This window comes from Micromonospora sediminimaris (assembly GCF_016863575.1).
GTDB classification, from domain to species: domain Bacteria; phylum Actinomycetota; class Actinomycetes; order Mycobacteriales; family Micromonosporaceae; genus Micromonospora; species Micromonospora sediminimaris.
In genome coordinates this window covers 134,636-160,313 of sequence record NZ_BOPD01000010.1, presented here as the reverse complement: position 1 = coordinate 160,313, position 25,678 = coordinate 134,636, and the positions used below count along the sequence as shown (strand labels likewise).

Genomic DNA, 25,678 nt, shown 5'->3' with positions numbered 1-25,678 from the left:
TTCCGGATGGCGACGGGTAAGGGTTGTGGCAGGCGCCGGTCCTCGTGGCTGGTGTGGTGGTGGCCGGCGAGGTGGGTGAGTGTCCGGTTGTCAGGCCGGTGCGGGTGCCGCCTTCTCGATGAACAGTTGTCGCGCTTTCGCTCGTTGCAGCTTCCCGCTTGTGGTCTTGGGGAGGCTGCGTCTCGGTACGAGGTGAACCTGGGCCACGGGCACACCGCTGCGTGCGCTGACCGCGGACCGCACCGCCTGGCGTAGTTCTTCCTGCTGATCTGCGGGCACGTACGACTCGACGATGAGGTGCAACTCCTCCGAGTCGCCGCCCTCGGGGCGATGGCCGACGGCGACGACCGTGCCGAGGCGGACGCCCGGGACCGCCTCGGCCGCCTGCTCGAAATCCGACGGGAAGTAGTTGGCGCCGCGGATGATGATCAGATCTTTGGAACGTCCGGTGATGCGGATCTCGCCGTCTCGCAGGTAGCCGACGTCGCCGGTCTTCCACCAGTCCGGCTCGGCGATGGCCGCAGCGGTCTCCGCCGGCAGGTCGAAATATCCGACCGTGCGCGACGGGCTGCGGAACTGGATGTCGCCGATCTGGTTGTCGCCCAACGGCTCGCCGTCACCGTCGACGACGCGGATCTCGGTACCCACGACGGGCGCACCGCAGGCGACGACCTGCATCCCGCTCGCCTCCCCCGGGTCGACGTCGATCACCTGACCGTGGGTGACGGCGGCCGTGCGGTCGATGGTGTCGACCCGGACCGGCGCGTTGTGCGGCGACATGCTGATGGTCAGGGTCGCCTCTGCCATGCCGTAGCAGGGCATGAAGACGTCCTGCCGCAGACCCCACGGGCGGAAGCGATCGACGAAACGCTGGATGGTGCCGGGGTGGATGGGTTCCGCTCCGCAGAATGCCATCCGCCAGGACGACAGGTCGACACCCTCGAGATCGCTGTCGCGGACCCGGTCGGCGGTGTAGCCGTAGGCGAAGTTGGGCGCCGCCGCGAGGGTGCCCCGCATCGCCGTGATGTTGCGTAGCCACTCGACCGGTGAGCGCAGGAACTGCGTCGGCGGCATGAGGACGCTGCTGCCCCCGGTGTAGACGGGAACCATGATCCCTGAGATCAGGCCCATGTCGTGGTAGAGCGGAAGCCAGCTCACCGACGTGTCCTCGGCCGACCACCCCGTCGCCGCAGCGCTCTGGGCCAGGTTCGCGGCCAGGTTCGCATGCGAGATCATGACGCCCTTGGGCCGGCCGGTCGATCCGGACGTGCACTGGATGAACGCCAGGTCGTTCTCGGACGGCAGACGGAACCGCTGCAACGAAGCCTCGGCGGACGCGGCACGCTCCTGCAGCACGTCCGCGTCGATGAACACCGTGTCCGTCACGGCCTCCGACGCCTGAACCACCGCGGCCCTGGCCAGGACGGCCGCCGGCCGCAGGTAGGCCACCAGGTCCTTCACCTGGCCGTCGAATCCCGCCGCCCGCCCGAAGCTCGTCGGCACCGCGATCGCCGTCGGGGCAGCGCCGAGCAGCTGACACCCGAGGAACGCCGTCACGAACGTCCAACTCGTCGGCAGGCAGAACAGCACCCGGTCGCCACGCCGCACGCCGTACTCGGCGAGGACCGCGGCACAACGCAGCGCGTCGTCGAACACCGTGTCGTAGCGGCGCGACTCCACCCGCCCCGGCTCGGGTACCACAGCCATTTCCGCCCCGTCCGAGCCGCGCTCCGCCTGGGCCGCCAGGGCATGCATCACCGTCGGATAACTCGGCACAACTTCACTCATCGACCCCGCTCCTCACAACCTGGGACGGCCTCACTGACAGCCCTCAACCACATCCAGCACATCGCGCTCCCCCGCGCGCCGCGTCGTCCCGGCGGACCGCCGCGTTCGCCGGCACCGAAACGCCTCACCGCCGCACCGCCAGGGCAAACGCGAGGCCGTCCGCATAGCGGGCCCACACCGGTACCGACAGGCCACCAAAGGAGGCAATCAGCCCATCACCCGCCCGGTGCAGCTTGATTCGCCAGAACAGCACGCCGTCACCGACCGCCATCCCGTCCAGCGCCTTGAACGCCGCCTCCTTGGCGGAGAACAACTCGACCGGGCGGTACCGGCCGTCGGGCGCGAGCAAGGTACGCCGCTCCCCCTCGTACAGGACAAAATCGACCATGCGCTCGGTGACGGCCGCGTCCTCGATGTCGACGCCTACCCCGGCGGCGCCGGGGACCACCACCGCGACCGCCACCCGCTCGGTGTGCGCGATGGACCCGGGGTAGCCGCGCGGAAAAGCCGGCCTGCCGCCGGCGACGCGCGGCACGCTCCGGACGACCGAGCCCGCCGCGGCCAGCGCCGCCGCGGCGGCCTGACGGCCGGCCACGAACTGTTCGTCGGGCCCGTTCGGCGGCGCTACCGGAGACCATTCGAGGTACGTGCCCGGTGTGACGAGGGCTCCGAGTCCAGCGGTCACCGAGTCACCTCAGACGCGCAGCGCCACGACGTGCTCGGCCAGCGAGCTGATCGAGCGCAGCACCTCCGGTTGGATGTCGTCGTCCCACTCGAAGCCGAACGCATCCTCCATCGCCACGAGCAGGCTGACCAGCGCGGCGGAGGACAGCCCCTGTTGGCGCAGCGACACCGTGTCCGACACGGTCCGGACGAAGCTGTCCGGGCCGTGCATCTCGACCAGCAGCTCGCGAATGCGCTGCCGGGTCTCTGTCACCTGGTCAGCCATTGTTGTCGACCTCGTCGACAAACCTCGCCACCGAGGCCGGCTGCTCAATCCTCGTCGGATTCTTTTCGAGTTGAAAACTGCTGAGTGTCACGTTCGGCGGACACCCAGGAAGGTCACCAGCAGACACCACATCCCCCTTGTTCATCCCCTGCGCGCCCAAGGCGCATTCGGATGACTGCGTCACGTCCCGCCAGCGCACTTGATGGGCGCACCTCAGTCAGGTGAGCGTCCACCGGGCGTCGCCTCCATGGCGGCGCCTGATGGCGCGACAACCGCACTGATCTCGTGGCATCGCGCGGATTGCGCCCATTCCCCAAACCGGCGGAGCACTACCGTACGCTATCATCTGATCGACGTACTGCAATCCATTAATTCTGCATACCCTGTTGTGCGCTTCCCACGTGACAGGCAGCGAATAATGGGTCGAACCACACCTGTGAACCGCCGGGAGGAAGTTTCCATTTCCCGACGGTCCACAGATGTTGACAAAATCCGGACGCGACCTAACGCGCGTCGCGCCACATGAAAGAGGTATTGATGCCGAGAATCGCCTCCTGGGAGACCACCCGGAAGCCGAACCTCTCGTAGAGCACGACGTTGCGGTCGACATCCGCCTGGAGGAACGCCGGCACCTGCTGCCGGTCCACGTCCGCGAGAAAGGCCGTGAGCAGTGCCGAGCCGATCCCGTACCCCTGCTGGTTTGGGTGGACCGCGATCGGTCCGATGTGCCAGTGGGGTTTGTGGGGTTCGTGCTTGGCCCGTCCACCCACCACCTTCAAGGCACGCGGCAGCCCGAAGCCCATCGTGCGGACCTGCGAGGGCACCGATTTGATCTTTTCGCGGACCGTCATCTGGCAGTGCGGCCACTCCGCGGCCTTGAGCACCCCGGCGAGCTCGCCCTCCCGCTCGGCGACGAGCACGTGGCTGGCCGTATTGCCGAGCTTGAGGGTACGGGCAGCGTGTTCCATGATCCGGGCGGCCTTGTCGCGGTTGCCGCCGGCGATCGCCAGGTTGCTCGGATTCAGGGCGAACGCGAGGCCGACGATCCGGCTCGCCTCGTCCATCTCGGCGGGCGTGATCCGCCGTACGGTCACCACGCTCATATGCCAACCTCCGGGTGGGTCGTCAGTCCGGTGGAATCCCGCACCATCCACGGCGTCGTCGATACGTCCGCCGCAGTGATCCGGGTGGGATGGAAGCCGTGCCGACCGGCCAGTTCGAGAGCGGACAGCACACCGTCGACGGAGAGTCCGCCGTAGGACGGACTCGCGGCGGCCGGTTCGAGGCCGAGCAGGATGGTCTCGGCCAGGCACGAGTAGACGATGCCCGGCGGCAACGTGATGCCCGGGAAGTGGGGCGTCTGCCCATTGGGGAGCCGGACGCGGCCACCGGACACGAGGGTGACGTTCGGCAGACCCGCCACCGCCGGGTGAGCGTCACCCGGCACCGCGAGATCGCAGACGAGAACCTCCCGGTCGGCCGCCAGGTGGGTCGGGAGGATGACCGGGTCAGCCGCGTTCGTGGCGCTCACCACGATCGGGCAGTCGCGCAGCGCGTCGAGGTCCTCGGCCACCGAGACGTCGACCAGGTGGGCCATTCGTTTCGCGACCGCGGCGAGCCTGCGCCCGGAGCCGGGTCGGCCGACGAGGACGAGCGAGTCGCAGTGTGGAGCGACCAGATCGGCCATCACCGCGCCGATGTTGCCGATGCCGCCCACCAGCCCGACCCGACGCGCACCGGAACCGCTGCTGCTCAGGTGGCGCTGAAGCAGGTCGTACGCGCAGGCGGCGGTGAGTGAGTTGCCGGAGGTGACGCGTACCTCGTTCTCGATCACGTCCCGCCCGGCGCCGGTGACGATCGAGGTGTAGCCGCCCAGACCGACCACGTCGCCGCCGAGGGCGACGCCCAGCTCCACCGCGTCCAGTACCGTTCGGGACAACCAGGGCCGGTGCCCCGCGCGCAGCGCGTCGACCGCCTGAGCGGCGGTGAACGGCACCGCCACCACGCTGACATCGGCCTCGCGCCCGGTTGCAGAGGTCACCCGACGCCGGACCACCTCGAACGGATCCAGTTCGCCGCGCATCCGGTCCAGGGCCGCCGCGCACCGACTCTCCGACCACTCCGCCAGTTCGGGCGCCAGGGACCGAACCGTGGTGGCGTTGTCGAGGTTGGCGAGGAACACCACGTGCGGAACGTCCGCGTCGTGGCGCGCCCGGCGCGGGCGGGGTGGCGAGGGCACATGCTGGCGCGGCCGCCAGGCTCCCGTCGGTGGCACGGCCAGGTGCGACAGCAACGTCGCGTAGTCGCCCTTGGCGAGCAGGCCGGCCACGTCGTCGAACGCCGCGACGGCCCGCTCGATGTCCTCGGGTGCGAGCAGGGCGGACGGCTGTACGCGGACGGTCGTGGGCGCGGACAGGGTCGGCATGACCCGGACCCGGTGCGCGTGCAGCAACCGACCCGCGATCAGGAAGCCGAGCGACTCGGCGTCGAACACCGCACGCAACAGGGCCGACTCGGGCTGCGGCAGGCGAAACTCCACGCCGATGAGCAGCCCGCGGCCGCGGACCTCAACAACTGCTTCCGGCCACCGCGCCGCCACCCTGGCGAGTCGGTCCCGCAGCTCCGCGCCGGTCGCGGCGATCCGATCGCGGTGACTCTCGTAGAGCTCCAGGGCGGCCGCGGCGATCAGCGCGGAGAAGTCGTCCTCGGCGAAGGTGGACGTGTGGTGGCGACCGAAGTCGGCGACGTAGCGGTCGGCGGCGACCATCATCGCCGAGATCTTGGCCAGTCCACCGCCGAGCGACTTCGACAACAGATAGTAGTCGGCGACCACACCGGACGGTTCGGACGCCAGGAACGTACCGGTGCGGCCCATGCCGCACTGGATCTCGTCGAACACCAGCGCCGCGTCGTGCCGGTCGGCCAGTCTCCGCAGTGCGGCCAGGGTCTCGGTCGGAACCTCCCGCACCCCGGCCTCACCCTGTACCGGCTCGGCGAAACACGCCGCCACCGGAGACAGGTTGCGGGCCCGGGACTGCGGCACCCCGTCCGCGTCCAGGGTGACGGTGCAGATCTCGACCAGCCGGTCGTCCAGCGCTGCCACCACCGCCTCGGGCGTCCAGTCGGCCAACCGCACTCGCCGGGGCCCCGGCACGTGCAGGTCCTCGGGCACGTTGGAGCCGTGGGTCAGGGTGCCCGCGGCGGTCGTCTTGCCGTGGAACGCGTCGCGCAGCGAGACCAGGACCGGCTCGGCCCGCAGCAGCTCGGTCACCTTCTCGACCGCCGCACCGACCACCTCGCCGCAGGGGCGTCCGGCCGCCGGCCCGCTGCCGCACGGCAGGTCGGCGAGGCCGTCGCGGTGCAACCGGCGCAGGGACCGCTCAAGCTCCTCGCGCAGCGCGCCGAGCCGCCTGCGTCGCTCGACCACGGCGTGCTTCACCGCAGCCTCCACCGCCTCCGCACCGGTGGACCCGAGCGTCACGACATAGTCCACACCGGTGGTGGCCCGCACGAGTGCCGACAGCTTCGCGGCCAGCACGGCCGCCCCCGGGCGGATGCTGGCCTGCGCGTTGAAGGGAAGCTGCTCGTCGAGGCACCGTCGGGCCACCGCGACCAGCGCCGGGTGGTTGTGCCCGAACAGGGAGGACCCGGCACCGCCGACCAGGTCGAGGACCTGGTCGGCGGTCTCGGCACCGTCCGACGACTCCGGCGTGAGATGGTCGCCGCGCCCGCGGCGGTACGCCACGTCCAGGTTGAGTGCCTGGAACAGGCGGCCCAGCTCCGGGCGGGCGTAGCGGCCGAAATCGAGGTCGGTGCTCACGGCTGGCCGATCCCGTTTCCGACCCGTACGGTCATCGACGCGGTGACCTGGTCCACGACGTCACGCAGCGTGCGCATCGACGCCGCCTGTCCGTCGGACATCTGCACCTCGAATAGAGACTCCATCTCCACGATCAGATCGATCGACCGCACCGAGTCCAGGCCGTAATCCGCCAGTGGCGTGTCCGGATCCAACTCCGGCACCTGCAACCGACGACGGAACAATTCGTCAACCACATCCAGAACTTCGCGATCCACTGCGCTCCCCCTCCTCACGCAAAGCGCCATCCCGCCCGGCGCTTCGGCAGCCGCCTCGTCGGTCGAGCGCACCTCGACCGGGCTTTTCCGACCGTCGACCGGTCAGGCACGGGTTTCGACCTCGTCGATGAACTTCGCGACCAACGCCTGGAAACCCGCCGCGTCGTCCAGGAACGGCAGATGGCCCGCTCCCGGCATGATCTCGTAGCGACCGTTGGGAAATTTCTCCGCCAGTTCCTTGGCCCCGGACGGGCTCAGCAACACGTCGTCGTCACCGATGACCACCAGGGTCGGTGCCTCGATCCGAGCCAGCACATCCGCGCTCGTCTCACCGGTCAACGCCAACTTCAACCCGTTGACCAGATCCTCCTTCGTCGACAGAGCCAGGAAGCTCTCCCGCAACCCGAGGAAGCCCGGCGTACCCAATTCCTCGATCATTTCCGCGCCGAACACCTCCGGGTACAGGTGCGCGTACAACGCCGCCATTCCGTGCTGCTCCAGCGTCAGCAGCCACGCCCGCTGCACCAGACGATGACGACGCATCCCCCGGGGACCGAGCGCCGGACCGGCCAGCACGATCCCCTTGACCCGGTCCGGGTGCTTCAGGGCCACATCCCGCGCCAACACCGTGGAGATCGAGGTCGACAACAGGTACGCCTGGTCGATCTCCAGCGCATCCAGCAGCCCGACGACGTCCTCGACGTGCTCGTCCCACGTCGGATACTTCTCCGGGTGCGACGACCGGCCATGGCCGCACAGGTCGTAACTCACCACGCGATGGCCCACCGACAACTCGTCCGTGAACACCCGCCACGTCGGAGTCGTCATGAAGAAGTTGTTGAGCGTCAGGACCACCGGACCCGTACCGGTCGACTCGTAGTACAGCTCGACACCCTCCCGCCCACGGGCCCGCACCGCATCCTCGCGGTACGCCACCTCAAGACGTTCGAGAACCTCACCAGCAGACACCACATCCCCCTTATCCCAGTTCAATGCGTTCAGCAGCAGGAAGTACGCCGGCGAACCCGGCGACGACATCGGCTGCCGACGTCTCGTCGGAGACCGATTCGCAGGACAGGCCGCAGTACATCGCCATCTCCTCGATGCGGCCGGTGGTCGCCACGGTGGGCACCGCGGCGCTGAAGCGGGGCACCAGGTACGAACGCTCTTCGACCCTCGTGCGGCCGATGAACTTCTTCGGTTGCCGCGGGTCCTCGGTCACCGGTGTGGCCAGCACCCGGTGACGCCGACCCGGCCACCCGATCTCGTAGACGTCGGTGATCACTGTGTCGGCACCGTCAGCCGCGCACACCGCCGTCTTGAAGTGGGGATGGGCCCAGGACTCCCGGGCGACGACGAACGCCGTCCCCAGCAGCACGCCGTCGGCTCCGGCGGCTATCGCCTGCTCGGCGTCGGCCGGCGAACCGATGCCACCCGCCGCGACGACGCAGGCGCTGGGCGCCCGGTCGCGCAGCTCGGCGACCAACTCGTCGCGGCGCGACCCACCGAGCAGGTGTCCACCTGCCTCGATGCCCTGCGCCACCACGACAGCGCCCCGCTCCGCCGCCCGTACGCCATCCTCCACGGTGCCGACCTGGACCACGAGAACCCGGCCGGTCGCGGCGACGCGCTCGAACACCGCTTCCTCGGGCATGCCGAACAGCGACACGTAGACGTGCGGCGGCGTCTCGGTGAGCACCTGCGTCACCTGGCGGTCGAGGTCGTCGGGACCGACCACCTCCGGGATGAGATTCACGCCGACCGGTCGCGACGTGCCCGCCACCAACCGGCTCAGCACCGCCGACAGTGCCTCACCCATCAGCTTGTAGCCGCCCACGCAGCCGGCCGCACCCGCGTTGGAGACCGCGCACGCCAACTCCGTGCCCGCGACGCCGCCCATGCCCGACTGGAGCAGGGCCACGTCGGTGCCGAGCACCGTCGCCACGCTCGACCGCATCAGCCCAGGCTCTCCACTGCGGACAGCGCGGCCTCGACACCACCGAAACGCGCCGTCAGCGTGTGCACCCACCGCTCGACGCCGAACGCCAGACAACTGGTGTGGGCGGTGTCGTCTCCGGCCTGGATCTCGCACCGCTCGCCGAAGAAGTTCCGGTGGTAGTTGACCGAGCCGATGGCCAGGCCATCGACGACGAACTCCTCCTTCACCGGGAACAACCGCTGCATCTTCGCCTTGCCGCTGTTCTTGTCGAAGAACGGATCCGTGGCGACCTCGAGCTTGACGTCGAGACCGAGTTCGGCGCACAGCGCCAGCACCGCGTCCTTGGCCCGGCCCAGGTGCTGCTTGGCACCCTCCTCCTGGCCGACGAAGACGATCTCCCGCATGGAGAAGCCGAGCAGCCGCTGTAGGCCGTCGTAATGCTCCTCGTTGCGGAAACAGGTGCCCAACGTGGTCCGCAGGACTCCGTCTGCGGGCAGGACCGACCCGGCCAGGTCCAGGTAGATCGCGTAGCAGGCGGCCGAGGGCAGGGCGAACTCGGCGGGCCGCAGCACGTCGGCCGGCACCTGTTCCAACGGCCGGGACGCGGTAGCCAGCAGGGTGCCCACCCGCTCCGGGTCGAGCCGGGCGGCCGCCAGCCCCAGATGCGGGAAGTTGTCGTAGTAGTCGAAGGTGTCCAGGTCCCGGGTGCGCAGCAGGAACGGGAACCGGAACTCCGCGGCACCCCAGCCGTCCCCGAATCGCCGGAACACCGCGTCGATCGCTCTCAGCAATCGCAGCTGGCCACCGTCGAGGACCCGCAAGCCATTGTCGGTAACGGTAGTCATGACGCCGCCTTCTGCTTCAGGAACCGCGCCCCGATCGCGTTGAGGGTGCGGAAGTCGTCGAGGTCGAGTTCCTCGGGGTCGATCGACTCGCCGGTCAGTTCCTCCAGCAGGAAGATGAACTCGACGAAGGCCAGCGAGTTGATCGCCCGGCTGTCGATGAGGTCGAGGTCGTCGTCCAGCTTGTCGAGTTTGGGATTGCGGTCCAGGATGAACTCCCGCACCGCCTGCATCGGTTCGGTCCTCACTTGACCAGTTCCCTGCCCACGCCGGCCTTCGTCAGAAAGCTGCGCGTCCGCTTGAGGATCCGCTCGTGCGCGGCGTGTCGGGCCGGGTGCTCCAACGCGCGGCGGCGCAACGCCAACGCGTCCGGAATGCCGGCGTCGCGGTAGGCCGCCGGGTTGTAGAGCGTGGCGATGCTGTACCGCAGGTAGTTCTCCAGGTACTCGGCGACCAGCGGCACCTCGGCCGGGTCGCGCTTGGCCACCTGGCCGAGCAGGTTGGTGAAGATCATGCGCCCGAACGCCACGTGCCGGCTCTCGTCCTGGTGGTGCACCCGGTTGATCTCGCGGGCGATGTGCGGCAACGACTCGTCGGTGGCCATGTACGCGTTGTAGTGGTCCACGATCTCCTCGAAGATGAGGATGCGGGCGAACACCACCAGCTCACGGGCCACCGGCGACAGGTGTTCCACCGAGTCGGCCTGCAGGGACGGCTGGGCCGGGTACAGCTTGCCGCCGTAGCGCAGGCAGAACTGCGCGAAGAACCACATGTGCTCGTTTTCCTCACCGATGAAGTGGTGCAGGAACTCCGAGACGTTCGCGTACGTCCGCTCGTGGATGCGCATCACGACTTCGCTCATCAGCTCGCGGATGCCGTGGATGTTGAGGCTGAAGAAGTTGATGGCCTCGTACTTGGTAAGCGCGATCTGCTGCTCACGGGTGAGCTCGTCCCACATCGGCGTGCCCGCGAGGGTGGTCAGGCTCTCGCTCATCCACGGCAGGTCCGGCTCGATGGCGTCCGGCCAGTCGAACAACGTGTACGGGTTGTAGTAGCCGGACTCGGCCATGTGCTCGAGCCGGTCCAGCTCCAGCTCGATCGGTTCGATCTCTCGTACCGCCATTGTCAGTCGTCCTCCCCGATAGGTGGTTCAAGAGGTCAGGTTCACCGCGCCGACCTGATGTCGGCACGCAACAGCGCCGGTTGTGGCGACCCACATTCGTGGTGTCCGAAGGACGCGTTGCCGGAGGCGGTCGACGGGATGACCTTGTTGTAGATCGATCCGAGACACAGCTCCTGGAACTGCTCGGTGTCGGCGGACAGCCGCGCCGCGAGCTGCGCCTTGGCGATGTCGACCGTCTTGGTCACCCCGTCGTCGTCGGTCACCTCGACACACGCGTGCGGCAGGTCGAGCGCGCCGCCGAGCACCCCGGTGAACCACCCGCGCTTCGCCTCCGCGCGGTATCCCGCCGCGCGGAACCGCTCGGCCAGCAGCAGGCTCGCCGCGATGCAGCTCGTCACCCCGAGTTCGTGCACCAGCGCGTAGTCGGCCTGCATCGGCACCGGAATCATCTGCCAGCGGTAGCCGGCGTGCAGGTAGTCGCGGGTCAACGTCCGCAGGGTCGGGGATACCAGAGGGGTACGAGCGCCGGTGTTTGTGACTGTCGCGGCGTACTCCGCCGACCCTGCGCTCGGCGTGAGTGGCGTGATCTCCTCCAGCTGGCCCCCGAACCGGACCACGTCGGGCCCCTCCAGCCGCCACGGCGCCACCCCCGAGCACTCGTGGCACTCCAGTCGGACCCGGAAGCTCCAGGTCTTCGGCCGAAGCAGGTCGTCGACCGAGCGACCCGCGAACCGGAACAGCATCCGGAACGCCAACTCCGGCTGCGTGTTCGACCGGTACGAGTACATGCCGAGGTTGTAGAGGTCGTTGGGGTCGAAGTAACGTACGCCGTCCCGCTCCTCGGCCGGCAGCCCGGCGTCGACCAGTCGGTCCACGTCGGCCGAGTCGCAGTGCAGCATTTCCCGGGCCACGGACTCCGGCTGAGTCTTGCGGGAAAACTGATCGGGAACGAATTCGATCGATTCGGCGACTTTTTCCCACGGTGGACAGGCAGTCGCTTGTTGCTGTGGCACGGTCTCTCCCCCAGGCAGCGTCAACCGGGTCTACGACCGGATCAACACCGGTCCCGACCGCACAGGATTACGAAACACCCGACAATGGGCCATCAGTATGGTTCACGACATTCAGCCGGGCCCTGCCTGGCCCTGCGGAACACCAACGCACGCTACCACCCACCCAACGTCCCGCAATCCGTTAATTCTGCATATGCGGCTGTGCGCTTCCCACGCATCGCACGATTCCGCCGATTCCTCCGCTACGCCGGCAGCACCCCTTCACAGCTCAGCCGGCACTAACACTCCCGCGACCAGCGGAAAAGCCAGTCGAAGCCATGTCTGCACAGCTCAGAGGGCCTTCCACCGATGTCGGGGATCCGATACGGAACCGCCACCAACAACCATGTGGCATAGGTCACACAATGAAAAGTGTATATGGCCTGGGAATGAAGAGCGGGTCACCGATCAGGGCTGCAACGACAACCTCGCCGAAACCGCGCCGGCCGACGCCAGGACCGACAACCGGTGACATATTCGTTTTGCAGGTTGCACGGGGCCGCAGACAGGTCACCTCTTCACCACGTCGGATAGCCGACATACCGTAGAAATGCAACCACCATGACAGCGCAAACCCCACGTGCATTTCTCATGGTCGTATTCCGATCCGACGCCGGTATCGTAGGGTGCGGCACAACGGACGCCCAGCGCGGCGTCGCGGTGCGGCGTGGCGGGCGCGGATCGGCGGGCCACAGTCGCCCGATCAAGCCGTCGAAGGGGCCAACATGCCGTTGGATCGGATACTCCGCCGTCTCATCGCCTGGCAACATGCCGACGGTGCGCCGCCTCCGCTCCGCACGATGCCGGTCGAACAGGCCCGCGAGCGCTACCGCGCAAGTGCCCTCCGCCCCCGGGGCCAGGGCGGCGAACCGGATCCAACGGTGGTCGTCGACGAAAAGATCGACAGTTTGGACAGCACGCCGATCCGGTGCAGGGTCTACACACCGCGATCCGACACCGACCGAGTGATCACCTACCTGCACGGCGGCGGATGGGTGACCGGTGACCTCGACACGCACGACCTGGCCTGTCGGGTGCTCGCGGCGTCACTGGGCACGGTCGTCGTCTCCGCCGACTACCGCAGGGCGCCGGAGTTTCCGTACCCCACCCCGCTGCACGACGCCATCGCGGCCGCGCGCTGGACCGGCCGGATGTTCCCCGACCGCGACCACGTTCTCGCCGGCGACAGCGCGGGTGCCCAACTCGCCCTCGGTGCCGCCCTGGACGCCCGCGCCAACGGCGACCCGCGCATCGCCGCGCTGTTGCTGATGTATCCGCCCGTCGACCCGAGTCTGCGGATCGCCGCCGCCAGTGCGCACACCGAGGGGTACCTACTGTCCGTCGAGGACCTGACCTGGTGCTACGAGCAGTATCTTCCCGATGCACGGCATCGGAGCGATCCGGCCGTCGATCTGCTACGCGCGGACCTGCGCGGTCTACCACCGACGGTCGTCGCCACGGCCGAGTTCGATCCGCTGCAACGCGAGGGCGAGCTGCTGGTGGAGCACCTCCACGCCGCGGGCGTACCCGCCCGGCACGTGCCGGGACCGGGCCTGGTGCACGGCGCCTTCCTGATCCAGGACATCGTGCCTGCGGCGGCGACCAACGCCCAGCAGGTCGTCCGGGAGGTCGACGCCCTCCTCACCGCCGCCCACCGGCACACCGCATGACCGGCCGCCACCTCGCCGCCGCGGCGACCGGACGTGTTCACGAGGTCGCGGCCACCAGTGGCTGCCAGTCGGTGTAGACCGGGTCCAGGCCGCCCCCGAGGAACAGCCGGCGCATCTCCGAGCGCTTGACCTTGCCGCTCGTGGCACGCCGGACGCCGCCCCGGCGCAGCAGGACGGTTCCGCCGGGGCGGACGCTGAACTCGCGGGTGAGCGTACGCGTGATCTCGTCGGCCAGATGGCGCAGCCGGTCCTCGGACGGCCGCCCGTTGACCTCGGAGACCACGACCAGGGCGTTGCCGGACCCGGATCCGTCGAGCGGTACCGTGAAGACCGCACCGATGATGCCCAGACCGGGGATCTGCGCCCGCAACGCCCGCTCGATCTCCTGCGGGTAGAGGCAGCGTCCATCCACGACGAGCAGTTCGGCCGTCCGCCCGGTCAAATACAGCTCGCCCTCGTGCATGGTGCCGAGGTCCCCCGTGCGGACGTAGCCGTCGACCGTGACCGTCCGGTCGGTCGCGGCCTCGTCGCGCCAGTAGCCACGGGAAACGCCGGGGCCGCGTACCCAGATCTCGCCGATCGTCCCGGCCGGCAGCGCCGCACCGGTGGTCGGGTCAGCGACCAGCACCTCGACGTCGCGGGGTGCGCCGCAGCTGACCACGCCCGGACCCGCGTCGGTGGGAGTGAACCGGTGCCGCTCCAACCCATGCTCGTCGACCCTGGTCACGACGGCCTTGCGGAACGGGTCGGCCGAGACCAGCAGCGTCGCCTCGGACAGGCCGTAGCAGGGGCACACCACATCGTCGCGCAGCCCGGCCGGAGCGAACCGCTTGGCGAACGCCTCCAGCGTCTCGGCGTGCACCCGTTCCGCCCCGTTGACTCCGATGCGCCACCGGGACAGGTCCAGCCCGCTCAGTTGGCTGTCGGTGACCCTGGCGCGACACATCTCGAAGGCGAAATCCGGGGCGGCGGAGACATGGATGTCGTACTTGTCGATCATGCGTAGCCAGCGGTGCGGCTGGCGGATGAAGGCGGCCGGGTGCATCAGTACGCAGCCGCCGCCCACCAGCAGCGCAGGCATCAGGTGACCGAAGAGTCCCATGGCGTGGTGCAGCGGGACCCAGCCGCCGAGCCTGGTCTCGGCGGTCAGCCCATACACGCGGCGCTGGCTCTCCATGTTGTGCAGGAGGTTGCCGTGGCTGACCGGCACGCCCCGGGGCTCGCCGGTGGTGCCCGAGGTGTACTGGATGATGGCGAGCGTGTCGTGGCCCAGCTCGCTCGGTGACCACGACTCCGCCTCCGGTACGGCCGCACCGTCGGTGGCCAGCAGGGGTAGGTAGCTCAGCCCGACCGACTGCGCCCACGCCATGACGGCGGAGCGGTTGACCGTGTCGGTCAGTACCACCGACACCCCGGCGTTCTCCGCGATACCTCGGGCGCGTGACCGCTCATGGGGATACCGGCCCGGCAGCGGTGCCGGCACTGCGATCATCCCGGCGTAGAGACAACCCACGAGAGCCACGGCGAAGTCGAAGCCGGTGGGATACAGCAGCAACACCCGGTCGCCGGCCGGGTAACGGGCCTGGAGCCAGGCCCCGATCTTCCTTGCATCGGCATCCAGCTGGGCGAACGACCAGCACCGATCGCCGTCCGCATGATCGATGTCATCGACAACGATCAGCGCGGTGCGCTCCGGTGTCGCACGGGCGTGCCCACGGATCACGGCGGTGGCACTCGCGGTGAGCGACAGATCCATCATTGCCCCGGTTCCTCTCCCTGCCGTGTGCACGAACCGCAAGCACCACGAATGACCCGTCGAGGCGCTCCAGGAAGTCAGCGAACGACGGAAGACGCGTCGGTTGCGTCAGGTGCCGTCGATTGTGCGGAGAATCGCATGGATCAGCAGGCTAGCACCGGCCGGACGGGCCATCCACCAAACCATCGCCACTGCTGAGAAATGCATACCCCGAGTATTAGAAACACATTTGGATGCAATGCCTCCCACACTGGGGACTCGCCAGCATAAAGCCGCCTTTACCGCAAGGAAAGGTTTTGTAAAGAAATCCGACCGGAGTGTGCTGATTGGACCCGGGGCCGCCCTCCCGTCCCACTCAGATCCAGTGCGACTCCCGGGCGATCCGCAGCGCGTCGATCCGGTTGCGCGCATTGAGCTTCGCGACGACCGACGACAGGTAGTTACGCACCGTGCCGTCGGAGAGGCGCAGCCGAGCCGCGATCTCGCCGACGGTGTCCCCCTGATAGACGTGGGTGAGTACCGAGAGCTCGCGTGGCGTGAGTGGGCAGTCCCCATTGCCCAGGGCGGCCACCGTGAGCTCCGCGTCGAAGACGCGCTCGCCGAGGTGGACGCGGCGGATCGCGTCGAAGAACTGGCGCGGTGGAACATCGCGCTGCACCAGCCCCGCGATCTCCCCCGCGAAGGCCCGGCGCACGACCGGCCGGGTGAAGGAGGTCGCGAGCAGCATGCTCCGGCACCCCGGGATGCTCGCCACCTTCTCGGCGAACGCGACCGCGTCGCTCTCCTCGCGCTGAAAGCTGATGATCACCACGTCGGGCCGATGCAGCTCGGCGAAATCCAACGCGTCCAAATAGTTACTCATGGATCCGACGACGCAGAACTCCTCCTCCTGCCCCAAGAGGGCAGTGAGCGCAAAACGGGACAGATGCAGAACGTCGGACACGAGCACGTCGATTGCCACTTATTCCCTCCAGACGGTTCCCCGACCGCGCCGTTGGGGGCCCAGCGCGCACCCTCGACGTCATAATGTCACACGCGTACGAAAATCTGAAGGTCGATATCTGACAGCGCCGGACGTGCAATTTGCTACCACTGTGGACATTCACTGGATCAAGATTGCGACAAGCATGACAGTGTCAAATTCGCGATAGTTGTCCGGCCTTCGGCCGATCGGACCAGGAAGGTCGTCGGGATCGCGGCGCTTCGACCGGAGACGGTGGCGGACAGCGCGCCACGTTGCCTGTCGGCGTCCGAGTCAGGGGAGGCGATTCGCTACCTGACGGTCCGGTACGCGCATCCGCCACGCGTCGGTGATCAGCTCGTCGAGCCGTTCGACGGTGACCTCGGCCAGACGCACCATGACCAGGGGTAGCCCGTCGTAGGCGGGGGTGGTGAAGAACAGCGCCGGCTCGCCGAGGAGCAGTGCCTGCTTCTCGGCCTCGTCGCCGACGTACAACACTGCGATGTCGGTGCGGATGACGCGCGGCTTGCCCGGTCGGCGCTCGGGATAGGACCAGACGAAGCCCTTGTCCGCGACCCGGAAGTCGAAGCCGTCACTGTCGATCTCCACGGCGTGCGGTAGCGCCAGGGCCAACCGGCGTACGTCGCAGGCGTCAGCCATCGCCTCCCCCTGAGCTCACCCATCGCGGCATGCCGAGAGGTTAGCCGCTGACTCCGACATCGACACCGCGTCGGGCATCTCCCCTGCTCGCGGGCCGGTTACCGCGGACTGCCGCGAGAGCGGCGGCGGACGGGACCATCCGCAGGTCGCTGCCCGCAGGCACCGGCCGGCGGCCCACCGCCTCATCGGGCTCCGCGGGCCGCCGTGCCAGCTCAAGCGTCGGTCCAGCTCAGGCATCGGGCCAGCTCAGGGGTCGGGCCAGCTCAGCGGCCCCGGGTCGAGGTTCCTAACGGGCCAGCGCCTTCTCCAGCTCCGCCTTCGACATCGACGAGCGACCCTTGACGCCACGCTTCTTCGCCTCGTTGTACAGCTGTTCCTTGGTGCGCCCGCCGGCGCCACGGTGCGAGCGCTTGCCGCCGCGGTGGCCGGACGAGACGTCGTCGAGCGACGATCGGCTCGCGGTCCGCGCCTCACCGGAGCGGGCCCGCTCCTTGTTTACCGTACGGGCCGCGATCTCCTCGGCCCGGCTGGTGGACACGCCACGCTTCTTGGCACTGGCCTTGACGTGCTCGTACTGCCGTTCTCTTTTCGGGCTGGATCCCGCAGGCATGGAGTGCCTCCCTCCACCGACAGTGTTCACCGCTCAGGTGCCCCACCGTCGGACGCCGAAACACTCGCGGACCCGCCGCAGCACCGGGGCGGCGGGACGCACGATGTCCGCCCCGCCGCCCGGGATGCTGGTGACTCAGGAGGTGAACTTGTCCAGCGCCAACTCGATGGCACCGCTGTCCGGCTGGGCGTACGCCCGCATGGTCTCCTTGTTGTAGGAGATGAAGCTCGGGCACCGCACCGCCGGGGCGTTGACCCGCCCGCCCTCACCGATCTTCTCGCCGGTCTTGGCGGCGTAGAAGGTCAGCGTGTAGCGCGAGGAGACGTAGTCGACGGTCACCTGCTTGTCGTCGCGGTCCTTGTACTGGCACTTGCGGGGCGTACCCTCGCTGCCCTGCTCGAAGGTGAGGCAGCCGACGACGGAGACCGATGCCCACTCGGCGGTCTTGGCGTAGTAAGGCTTGTCGAAGCCGACCGACTTGCTCAGCCACGACTCCGGACGCTCCGGGGAGTTGGCGAACGTGTAGACCTTGGTGCCCTTGGCCCCGGTGTAGGGCGCGGCGTTGAGGATCGGGCTGCCTTCGCAGACGGCGGACATGTCGCTGGAGTTGCGGGCGGTGACCGCGTTGTTGTTGTCCGGCTGCTCCTCCGCCGGTGGCGCGATCGACGGCGCGTCGGTCGGTGCACCGGGCGCGTCGCTCTGCTGGCCCGCGACCGGCTCACCCTCGTCGTCACCGGCCAGCACGAAGAAGCCGATGACGCCGCCGCAGGCGACGAGCACCGCCATCACGGCGGCACCGATCCCCAGACCGAGCCAGAGGCCCTTGTTCGAGGACTTCTTCGGCTGCGTCCCGTAGGCCGGGGGTGGCGGCGGCACCGGCGCACCGTACGGCGACGGGTAGCCGGCCGGGGTGACCGGCGAGCCCGGCGGACCGACCGGGGAGCCGGGTGGTGTGCCCCAGGGGGCGGCGTTCGGATCCGGCTGTTGCCCACCGTACGGAGGGTGGCTGTCACTCATCTGATGCCCTTGTCGAAGTCGAGAGGTTACCTGGCCGATGATCACAGTCAGGGTAGTGAGCAGCGCAAGTCCGGACGCCATCGACTCCCCGACCACCCAGCCGGCGGACGTCGGGGCGCGGGTTACCGGTGTGCCGACACCGCGCGGCGGGTACCTGTCGGACACCGGAGAGGAGGACGAGATGACGACCGACCCGAGGTACACGCCGATCGCAATGACCGGGACCGGCAAGCTGATCGACGACGACGGCGACACCGGCACCGAACTGGTCGGCGCGGACGACGCGGCGGCCGATGCCGTACGAGCCGGTGCCGACATCGACCTGGCAGCGGCAGAACGGGACACCGATCCGACTCCCGTCGGCGCTGCCGATGCCGAAGCCGACCGACGACGGGCCGCCGGCGAGGACTGAGTCGGCCCTGTACCGAACTGTGGCCCCGGGACGTCGTCCCGGGGCCACAGTTGGTTCCAGGCTTCGATGTATCGAAATATTGCGTCATCGTTTCGAAGCCACGTAAGCTGCCGTGGGAGCGCTCCCGGCCTCCTCGTCGCTGCCGCCGGAGTGCCGTGCCCCCACCACCACGACCAGATTGCGATGGTCCACCATGAAGCAACCTCCGCGCCGCCTGCGGCGCCTGTTGGTCGCGGCCGGTGCCGTCGGCGCATTGACCCTCGGCGCGTTGACGGCCCTGCCCACCACCAACGCGATGGCCGCCACCGGCTGTTCCGTGACCTACACGACGAACAGCTGGTCCGGCGGGTTCACCGCGAGCGTCACCGTCACCAACCTCGGCGACCCGGTCAACGGCTGGACGCTCGGCTTCAGCTTCCCCGACAGCGGCCAGCGGCTCACCCAGGGATGGTCGGCCACCTGGAGTCAGAGTGGCAGCTCCGTCACCGCGCAGAGCGCGAGCTGGAACGGTTCGCTCGGCACCGGCGCCAGCACCAACATCGGCTTCAACGGCAGTTTCACCGGCGCCAACCCGTCACCGAGTTCGTTCACGCTCAACGGCACCGTGTGCACGGGCTCGACCACGCCGACCACTCCCCCGCCGCCCACCACCCCACCGCCGACGACGCCGCCACCCACCACGCCCCCGCCCGGCGGTCAGACCCCGGTGGCCATCAACGGGCAGCTGCGGGTGTGCGGGGTCAACCTCTGCAACCAGTACGGTCGACCGATCCAGCTGCGCGGCATGAGCAGCCACGGCATCCAGTGGTTCGGCAACTGCTACAACCCGGCCTCGCTCGACGCGCTCGCCACCGACTGGCGCGCCGACCTGTTCCGCATCGCCATGTACGTGCAGGAGCAGGGCTACGAGACCGACCCAGCGGGCTTCACCAACCGGGTCAACAACCTGGTCGAGGAGGCCACCCGGCGCGGCATGTACGCGATGATCGACTTCCACCTGCTCACCCCGGGTGACCCGATGTACAACCTGGAGCGGGCCAAGACCTTCTTCGCCGCCGTCTCCGCCCGGCACGCGGCGAAGAACAACGTGATCTACGAGATCGCCAACGAACCCAACGGGGTGAGCTGGTCGACCATCAAGAACTACGCCGACCAGGTGATCCCGGTGATCCGGGCCAACGACCCGGACGCGGTGGTCATCGTGGGCACCCGCGCCTGGTCCTCGTTGGGCGTCTCCGAGGGCGCCAACCACACCGAGATCGTCAACAACCCGGTGAACGCCAGCAACGTCATGTACGCCTTCCACTTCTACGCCGCGTCGCACAAGGACAACTACCGCGCCGAGGTGGAGCGGGCCGCCGCCAGGCTGCCGCTGTTCGTCACCGAGTTCGGCACGGTGGACTACACCGGTGACGGCGCCGCCGACCTGACCAGCAGCGCCCAGTGGCTCGACCTGCTCGACCGGCTGAAGATCGGCTACGCGAACTGGACCTTCTCCGACAAGGCCGAGGGCAGCGCCGCGTTGCGGCCGGGCACCTGCAACGGCAGCTCCTACACCGGCACCTCGATGCTCACCACCTCCGGGGCGTTCATGCGCGAGCGCATCCGCACCCCGGACAACTTCCCCACCAGCTGATCCGAGCGCACCACCACCACGCGGCCCCGGCGGTTCACCGCCGGGGCCGCACTGGTGCGCAGGCTCAGCGCACGTGGGACACCGGGCCGATCAGCGAATCGGCCGGCCCGGCGGATCCCGCCCGGTACTCCTGTAGCGGCACCGCACCGGCCTTCCAGGCGGCCAGCACCGGCTCCACGATGCGCCAGCACTCCTCGGCGACGTCGCCGCGAACCGACAGGGTCGGATCGCCGTCGAAGGCACCGCGCAGCACCTCGCCGTACGCGGGCAGGTCGCCGGGGCCGAAGTCCGCCGTCAGGTTCGCCTGTTCCAACTCGAAGGGATTCCCGGGACCGTTGATGTTGAGATCCAGGCCGAGCCGATCGGGTCCGAAGCCGATTCGGAGCCGGTCGGGCCGTTCGTAGCCGGTCAATCCGTCGGGCACCCGGGTCGGCTGCTTGAAGGTGATGATCGCCTCCTTGCGTACGGCGTCCACCGCCTTGCCTGAGCGCAGCCGGAACGGCACTCCCGCCCAGCGCCAGTTGTCCACCGTGACCGCAAGTTCCGCGAGCGTTTCCGTGCCCCGCGCGGGATCGACACCGGGCTCGTCGGCGTAGTTCGGCAGCCGCCGCCCGTCGATCTCTCCCGCGGTGTACCGGCCCCGCCGGCTGGCCACCGCCGGATCGTCGTGCCACAGCCGGGTGGCCCGCAGCACCTGCGCCTGGCGTCCCCGCAGTTCCTCGGCCCGCAGCGTCGGCGGCGGATCCATGGCGAGCAGGGCCAGCACCTGGAGCAGGTGGGACTGCACCATGTCCACCAGCGCCCCGGCACGGTCGTAGTAGCCCGCCCGCCCTTCCAGGCCGAGCGTCTCGTCGAAGACGATGTCCACGCAGGCCACGTGCGACGAGTTGAGTACGGGCTCGAAGATCCGGTTGGCGAAGCGCAGGCCGAGCAGGTTGAGCACCGTCGACTTGCCGAGGAAGTGGTCGATCCGGTGGACCTGGCCCTCCGGTACGAGGGTTGCCAGCAGTTCGTTCAGCGAGCGGGCCGAGATCCGATCGACTCCGAAGGGCTTCTCCAGCATCAGCCGGGTGCCAGGAGGCACACCGATCCGGGCCAGCGCGGCGGCCGAGCGGGCCGTCACCAGCGGCGGCAGCGCAAAGAAGATCACCAACGGCCCGGTGCAGCAGCCCAGCAGCGACCGCAGGTCCTCCTCGCGCGTCACGTCGGCCGGCACGTAGCGGGTCTGCTGGATCACCTCGGACTCCACCGGACCCACCGCGCCGACGGTGCCGAAGGAGTCGGCCACCCGGCGCCGCCAGCGCTCGTCGTCCCAGCCGTCCATACCGCTGCCGATCAGCCGCAACCCGGGCACAGCTCCGGTGGCCAGCAACCGGCCGAGCCCGGGCAGCAGCAAACGCCCGGTCAGGTCACCGCTGGCGCCGAGCACCAGCAGTGTCTGCCGTACGCCGGTGGCGGCGGCGGGTTCTGCGGGGACAGCTGCGGGGGCGCTCGATGCCGGCGTCGTCATGCCACCACCATGCCCTGTCCCGGCGACCGGCACGCACCGGACCCCGTGGACTCGCCGACTGTTCGCGCACCGCACCCAGGTCCGTGCGGATCGTCACCCCGGTGGCGTCCGGCGATCCCACAGGTCGTGGTGTCGGGCTGGCGAGCCGATCTTCATATGGCAGTCTGGTCTCACCGGCGGCCGGGACGAGGCCGGCGGCGTGTCCGACCCCTGCGAGGAGACGATCGATCCGATGGCTGCGGACGTCACCAGCACCGACGAGTGGCAGGCCCTGCGCAAGCACGCCGACGAGATCCGCGGGACACACCTGCGGGACCTGTTCGCCACCGATCACGAACGGGGCCGGCGGCTGACGGTCGAGGTGGCCGACCTCTACGTCGACTACAGCAAGAACCTGGTCACCGACGAGACGTTGCGCCTGCTGACCGCCCTGGCCGAGCGGGTCGGGCTGACCGACCGGATCGCCGCCATGTTCGCCGGTGCCCACATCAACGGCACCGAGGATCGCGCGGTGCTGCACACCGCGCTGCGGCTGCCGTCCAGCGCCACGCTCACCGTCGACGGGCAGGACGTGGCAGCCGACGTGCACGCGGTACGGCAACGGATGGCCGAGTTCGCCGAGAAGGTGCGCTCCGGGCAGTGGCGCGGGCACACCGGCGAGCGGATCCGCACCGTGGTCAACATCGGTATCGGCGGCTCCGACCTGGGGCCGGTGATGGCGTACGAAGCGTTGAAGGCGTACCGCGACGGCGGTCTGAGCTGCCGCTTCGTGTCGAACATCGATCCCACCGACATTCACGACACCACCGCTGATCTGGACCCGGCCACCACGTTGTTCGTGGTGGTGTCGAAGACCTTCTCCACGCAGGAGACCCTGGCCAACGCTGAGCAGGCCCGGCGCTGGCTGCTGGCCGGCCTCGACGCCGATGCCGACGCGGTGGCCCGCCACTTCGTCGCGGTCAGCACCAACGCCCAGCGGGTGGCGGACTTCGGCATCGACCCGGCCAACATGTTCGGCTTCTGGGACTGGGTCGGCGGCCGGTACTCGCTGCCGTCTGCGGTGGGACTGTCGGTGATGCTGTCCATCGGGCCGGCGCGCTTCGACGAGATGCTGGCCGGCTACCACGCCGTGGACGAGCACTTCCGTACCGCGCCGCTGGCAGCCAACGCGCCGGTCCTGCTCGGCCTGCTCAACGTCTGGTACACCAACTTCCTGGGCGCGCAGACCCATGCGGTGCTGCCGTACTCGCAGTACCTGCACCGGTTCCCCGCCTACCTGCAACAGCTGACCATGGAGAGCAACGGCAAGTCGGTCCGCACCGACGGGCAGCCCGTGTCGTACGACACCGGGGAGATCTTCTGGGGCGAGCCCGGGACCAACGGCCAGCACGCCTTCTACCAACTGCTGCACCAGGGCACCCGGCTGGTGCCGGCGGACTTCATCGCCTTCAGCGAGCCCAACCACGACATCGGCGACATGCACGACCTGTTCATGTCGAACTTCTTCGCCCAGACCGCAGCCCTGGCCTTCGGTCGGACCGCCGAGCAGGTCGCGGCCGAGGGGACTGCCGCCGACCTCGTGCCGCACCGGGTGATGGCCGGCAACCACCCGACCACGTCGATCGTGGCCGACCGACTCACCCCGGCCACGCTCGGGCAACTCGTCGCCCTCTACGAGCACATCGTGCTCACCGAGGGCGCGATCTGGGACATCAACCCGTTCGACCAGTGGGGTGTCGAGCTGGGCAAGGTGATGGCCAACCAGCTCGCTCCGCTGCTCACCGGCGACCAGGCCGACCTGACCGAACTGGACTCCTCCACCGCCGCCCTGATCCGGCGCTACCGCGTCCAGCGCCAGCGGGACTGAGCCCGGGAACCGTCCGAACGCTGCGTGAGCCGTGACTGGCCTGAGCGTCGAGGAGGCGATCACCCGCGCCCACCAGGAGGAGTGGGCGCGGGTGGTCGCCAGCCTCGCGCGCCGCTTCGGTGACCTCGATGTCGCCGAGGACGCGACGGCCGAGGCGTTCGTGGCGGCCGTCGAACGGTGGCCGCGCGAGGGCGTACCACCCAGTCCCGGCGGTTGGCTCGCCACCACCGCCACCCGCAGGGCAATCGATCGACTCCGTCGCGAGTCGCAGCGCGAGGCCAAGCACCGGGCGGCCCGGATCGTCCACGACGACTCCCCGGCCGAGCCGACCGGCGCGGTCGAGGACGACCGGCTCAGGCTGGTCTTCACCTGCTGCCACCCGGCGCTCGCGATGCAGGCCCGGGTGGCGCTGACGCTGCGCCTGCTCGGCGGCCTCACCGTCGGCGAGATCGCCCGCGCCTTCCTGGTTCAGGAGACCACGATGGCGCGACGGATCACCCGCGCCAAGGTGAAGATCAAGGCGGCACACATTCCCTACCGGGTGCCCTCGCCCGACGACATCCGCGAACGGCTCGTCGGTGTGCTCGCGGTCGTCTACCTCGTCTTCGACGAGGGCTACCTCGCCAGCGCGGGGGACGAGGCGGTACGCGTCGACCTCAGCGACGAGGCGATCCGCCTCGGCCGGCTGCTCCGGACCCTTCTCCCTCACGACGGTGAGGTGGCCGGCCTGCTCGCCCTGATGCTGCTCACCGACGCCCGACGATCGGCGCGCGTGTCCCGCACCCGGGAGCTGGTGACCCTCGATGAGCAGGACCGCACCGCCTGGGACCGCGATCGGATCGCCGAGGGCAACGCGCTGCTCCACGAACGGATCAAGGTGGTGGCCGCCGGCGGTGACCCACCCGGGCCCTACCAGTTGCAGGCCGCGATCAACGCGGTCCACACGAATGCCCCCTCCAGCCGGGAAACCGACTGGTCCAGCCTCCTCGCCCTCTACGACCAGCTGACGCTGCTCGACCCCTCGCCGATCGTGCGGCTCAACCGGGCGGTCGCCGTCGCCGAGGTCGGCGGCCCCGCGGTCGGCCTCGCTGAGATCGAACCACTCGTCGCGGCCCTCGACGGCTACCACGCCTTCCACGCCGCCCGAGCCGACCTGCTGCGACGGCTCGGACGCGACGGCGACGCACGGGTGGCGTACGACCGGGCCATCGGTCTTGCCGGCAACCCCGCCGAACGGGCCTATCTCACCCGCCGCCGCGACCTGCTCGCCGGTTGACCGGTGGGAAAAATCTTCTGGCACCTTGTCGGATGGGCGGCGGGTCGCTCGTAGATGAGGTGAGAGGCGGCCGGAGAAGGCCGCCGGGACATGGGAGCTATGCGATGGCGCGGTACTTGATCTCGTTCAACGATGGCGCGATGGACCACATCCCCGACGAGGATTGGCCCGACGTGGGCAAGGCCGCGCACGCGGTGACCCAGGAGGCCGTGAACGCCGGGGTGTTCGTGTTCGGCGCCGGACTGCAACGGCAGCGGGCGAGCGTCGTGGCCACGGACGGGCTGGTGACCGATGGCCCGTACCCGGAGACCAAGGAGGTCATCGGCGGATTCATGGTCGTCGACGTAGCCGCACGCGAGGAGGCGCTGGCGTGGGCCGCCAAGATCGCCGTCGCCTGCCGCTGTGCGCAGGAGGTGCGGCAGCTCATGCCGGACCCGGAAACAGACGAGATGCTCCGCCAGGCCGGCAGGCGAGGCTGATCTTCCGCCATTCGGTTGTCTTTCGGTCCGTTCTGGCCCAATGGGTCACGTGCG

The 25,678-nt window shown here is 69.0% G+C and carries 25 protein-coding genes; 6 read left to right on the top strand and 19 right to left on the bottom strand.

The window, feature by feature from the left end:
* Nucleotides 1-90 precede the first annotated feature (90 nt).
* The 13 genes from Vse01_RS08995 to Vse01_RS08935 all read right to left on the bottom strand — a co-directional run bounded on the left by Vse01_RS08995 (nucleotide 91) and on the right by Vse01_RS08935 (nucleotide 11,629).
* Nucleotides 91-1,788 (bottom strand): fatty acyl-AMP ligase, encoded by a 1,698-nt coding sequence (locus Vse01_RS08995; RefSeq protein ID WP_093406849.1) that lies wholly within the window; start codon nucleotides 1,786-1,788, stop codon nucleotides 91-93.
* A gap of 124 nt (nucleotides 1,789-1,912) precedes the next feature.
* Complete coding sequence (locus Vse01_RS08990) at nucleotides 1,913-2,473, bottom strand: 4'-phosphopantetheinyl transferase family protein (protein ID WP_093406852.1); 561 nt, start codon at nucleotides 2,471-2,473, stop codon at nucleotides 1,913-1,915.
* A 9-nt stretch (nucleotides 2,474-2,482) separates the two neighbouring features.
* Nucleotides 2,483-2,737, bottom strand: a complete 255-nt coding sequence (locus Vse01_RS08985; protein WP_093406854.1) for a phosphopantetheine-binding protein — start codon at nucleotides 2,735-2,737, stop codon at nucleotides 2,483-2,485.
* Complete coding sequence (locus Vse01_RS08980) at nucleotides 2,730-2,936, bottom strand: hypothetical protein (protein WP_204019238.1); 207 nt, start codon at nucleotides 2,934-2,936, stop codon at nucleotides 2,730-2,732. Before Vse01_RS08980 ends, Vse01_RS08985 begins: the two co-directional genes overlap by 8 nt.
* 304 nt (nucleotides 2,937-3,240) lie before the next feature.
* Complete coding sequence (locus Vse01_RS08975; RefSeq protein ID WP_170863494.1) at nucleotides 3,241-3,801, bottom strand: GNAT family N-acetyltransferase; 561 nt, start codon at nucleotides 3,799-3,801, stop codon at nucleotides 3,241-3,243.
* Nucleotides 3,802-3,836: 35 nt separating this feature from the next.
* Nucleotides 3,837-6,557: an aminotransferase class III-fold pyridoxal phosphate-dependent enzyme gene (locus Vse01_RS08970; RefSeq protein WP_093406859.1), complete on the bottom strand. Its 2,721-nt coding sequence runs from the start codon at nucleotides 6,555-6,557 to the stop codon at nucleotides 3,837-3,839.
* Nucleotides 6,554-6,886: an acyl carrier protein gene (locus tag Vse01_RS08965; protein WP_093406861.1), complete on the bottom strand. Its 333-nt coding sequence runs from the start codon at nucleotides 6,884-6,886 to the stop codon at nucleotides 6,554-6,556. Before Vse01_RS08965 ends, Vse01_RS08970 begins: the two co-directional genes overlap by 4 nt.
* A gap of 30 nt (nucleotides 6,887-6,916) precedes the next feature.
* Nucleotides 6,917-7,783 (bottom strand): alpha/beta fold hydrolase, encoded by an 867-nt coding sequence (locus Vse01_RS08960; protein ID WP_170863495.1) that lies wholly within the window; start codon nucleotides 7,781-7,783, stop codon nucleotides 6,917-6,919.
* Between the two features lie 10 nt (nucleotides 7,784-7,793).
* On the bottom strand, nucleotides 7,794-8,771 hold the full coding sequence (locus Vse01_RS08955; protein ID WP_093406866.1) for an NAD(P)H-dependent flavin oxidoreductase: 978 nt from the start codon (nucleotides 8,769-8,771) through the stop codon (nucleotides 7,794-7,796).
* On the bottom strand, nucleotides 8,771-9,598 hold the full coding sequence (locus Vse01_RS08950) for a class-II aminoacyl-tRNA synthetase family protein (RefSeq protein WP_139233173.1): 828 nt from the start codon (nucleotides 9,596-9,598) through the stop codon (nucleotides 8,771-8,773). Before Vse01_RS08950 ends, Vse01_RS08955 begins: the two co-directional genes overlap by 1 nt.
* Nucleotides 9,595-9,843, bottom strand: coding sequence for a phosphopantetheine-binding protein (locus Vse01_RS08945; RefSeq protein ID WP_198413196.1), 249 nt, complete (start codon nucleotides 9,841-9,843; stop codon nucleotides 9,595-9,597). Before Vse01_RS08945 ends, Vse01_RS08950 begins: the two co-directional genes overlap by 4 nt.
* Nucleotides 9,840-10,718 (bottom strand): diiron oxygenase, encoded by an 879-nt coding sequence (locus Vse01_RS08940; RefSeq protein ID WP_093406872.1) that lies wholly within the window; start codon nucleotides 10,716-10,718, stop codon nucleotides 9,840-9,842. Before Vse01_RS08940 ends, Vse01_RS08945 begins: the two co-directional genes overlap by 4 nt.
* 41 nt (nucleotides 10,719-10,759) lie before the next feature.
* Nucleotides 10,760-11,629 (bottom strand): hypothetical protein, encoded by an 870-nt coding sequence (locus tag Vse01_RS08935; protein ID WP_093406875.1) that lies wholly within the window; start codon nucleotides 11,627-11,629, stop codon nucleotides 10,760-10,762.
* A gap of 941 nt (nucleotides 11,630-12,570) precedes the next feature.
* Here Vse01_RS08935 and Vse01_RS08930 point away from each other — a divergent pair.
* Nucleotides 12,571-13,440: an alpha/beta hydrolase gene (locus Vse01_RS08930; protein WP_139233174.1), complete on the top strand. Its 870-nt coding sequence runs from the start codon at nucleotides 12,571-12,573 to the stop codon at nucleotides 13,438-13,440.
* Nucleotides 13,441-13,477: 37 nt separating this feature from the next.
* Here the strand turns inward: Vse01_RS08930 and Vse01_RS08925 are convergent, their stop codons facing one another.
* From Vse01_RS08925 to Vse01_RS08905, 5 genes are all read right to left on the bottom strand, one after another.
* The gene (locus Vse01_RS08925; protein ID WP_093406879.1) at nucleotides 13,478-15,199 is read right to left on the bottom strand and encodes a fatty acyl-AMP ligase; all 1,722 of its coding nucleotides are present in this window, start codon (nucleotides 15,197-15,199) and stop codon (nucleotides 13,478-13,480) included.
* 352 nt (nucleotides 15,200-15,551) lie between these two features.
* Nucleotides 15,552-16,157 carry a response regulator transcription factor gene (locus Vse01_RS08920; RefSeq protein WP_093406882.1) on the bottom strand — a complete coding sequence of 202 codons (606 nt, stop codon included), beginning with the start codon at nucleotides 16,155-16,157 and terminating at the stop codon, nucleotides 15,552-15,554.
* A 294-nt stretch (nucleotides 16,158-16,451) separates the two neighbouring features.
* Nucleotides 16,452-16,817, bottom strand: coding sequence for an MmcQ/YjbR family DNA-binding protein (locus tag Vse01_RS08915; protein ID WP_093406884.1), 366 nt, complete (start codon nucleotides 16,815-16,817; stop codon nucleotides 16,452-16,454).
* A 286-nt stretch (nucleotides 16,818-17,103) separates the two neighbouring features.
* Complete coding sequence (locus tag Vse01_RS08910; RefSeq protein ID WP_093406887.1) at nucleotides 17,104-17,427, bottom strand: plasmid stabilization protein; 324 nt, start codon at nucleotides 17,425-17,427, stop codon at nucleotides 17,104-17,106.
* 135 nt (nucleotides 17,428-17,562) lie between these two features.
* Nucleotides 17,563-18,444, bottom strand: a complete 882-nt coding sequence (locus Vse01_RS08905; protein WP_093406889.1) for a hypothetical protein — start codon at nucleotides 18,442-18,444, stop codon at nucleotides 17,563-17,565.
* Nucleotides 18,445-18,499: 55 nt separating this feature from the next.
* Here Vse01_RS08905 and Vse01_RS29285 point away from each other — a divergent pair, with 55 nt between their 5' ends.
* Both Vse01_RS29285 and Vse01_RS08895 read left to right on the top strand, forming a co-directional pair.
* Nucleotides 18,500-18,856, top strand: coding sequence for a hypothetical protein (locus tag Vse01_RS29285; protein ID WP_232511316.1), 357 nt, complete (start codon nucleotides 18,500-18,502; stop codon nucleotides 18,854-18,856).
* A gap of 193 nt (nucleotides 18,857-19,049) precedes the next feature.
* Complete coding sequence (locus Vse01_RS08895; protein ID WP_170863496.1) at nucleotides 19,050-20,492, top strand: cellulase family glycosylhydrolase; 1,443 nt, start codon at nucleotides 19,050-19,052, stop codon at nucleotides 20,490-20,492.
* Nucleotides 20,493-20,556: 64 nt separating this feature from the next.
* Here the strand turns inward: Vse01_RS08895 and Vse01_RS08890 are convergent, their stop codons facing one another.
* Complete coding sequence (locus Vse01_RS08890) at nucleotides 20,557-22,002, bottom strand: glucose-6-phosphate dehydrogenase (RefSeq protein ID WP_093406892.1); 1,446 nt, start codon at nucleotides 22,000-22,002, stop codon at nucleotides 20,557-20,559.
* 232 nt (nucleotides 22,003-22,234) lie between these two features.
* Here Vse01_RS08890 and pgi point away from each other — a divergent pair, with 232 nt between their 5' ends.
* From pgi to Vse01_RS08875, 3 genes are all read left to right on the top strand, one after another.
* Nucleotides 22,235-23,869, top strand: coding sequence for a glucose-6-phosphate isomerase (gene pgi, locus Vse01_RS08885; RefSeq protein ID WP_093407151.1), 1,635 nt, complete (start codon nucleotides 22,235-22,237; stop codon nucleotides 23,867-23,869).
* A gap of 31 nt (nucleotides 23,870-23,900) precedes the next feature.
* Nucleotides 23,901-25,145, top strand: coding sequence for an RNA polymerase sigma factor (locus Vse01_RS08880; RefSeq protein ID WP_093406894.1), 1,245 nt, complete (start codon nucleotides 23,901-23,903; stop codon nucleotides 25,143-25,145).
* Between the two features lie 104 nt (nucleotides 25,146-25,249).
* Entirely contained in the window at nucleotides 25,250-25,624 is a 375-nt protein-coding gene (locus Vse01_RS08875; protein ID WP_093406897.1) for a YciI family protein, read from the top strand.
* Nucleotides 25,625-25,678 lie beyond the last annotated feature (54 nt).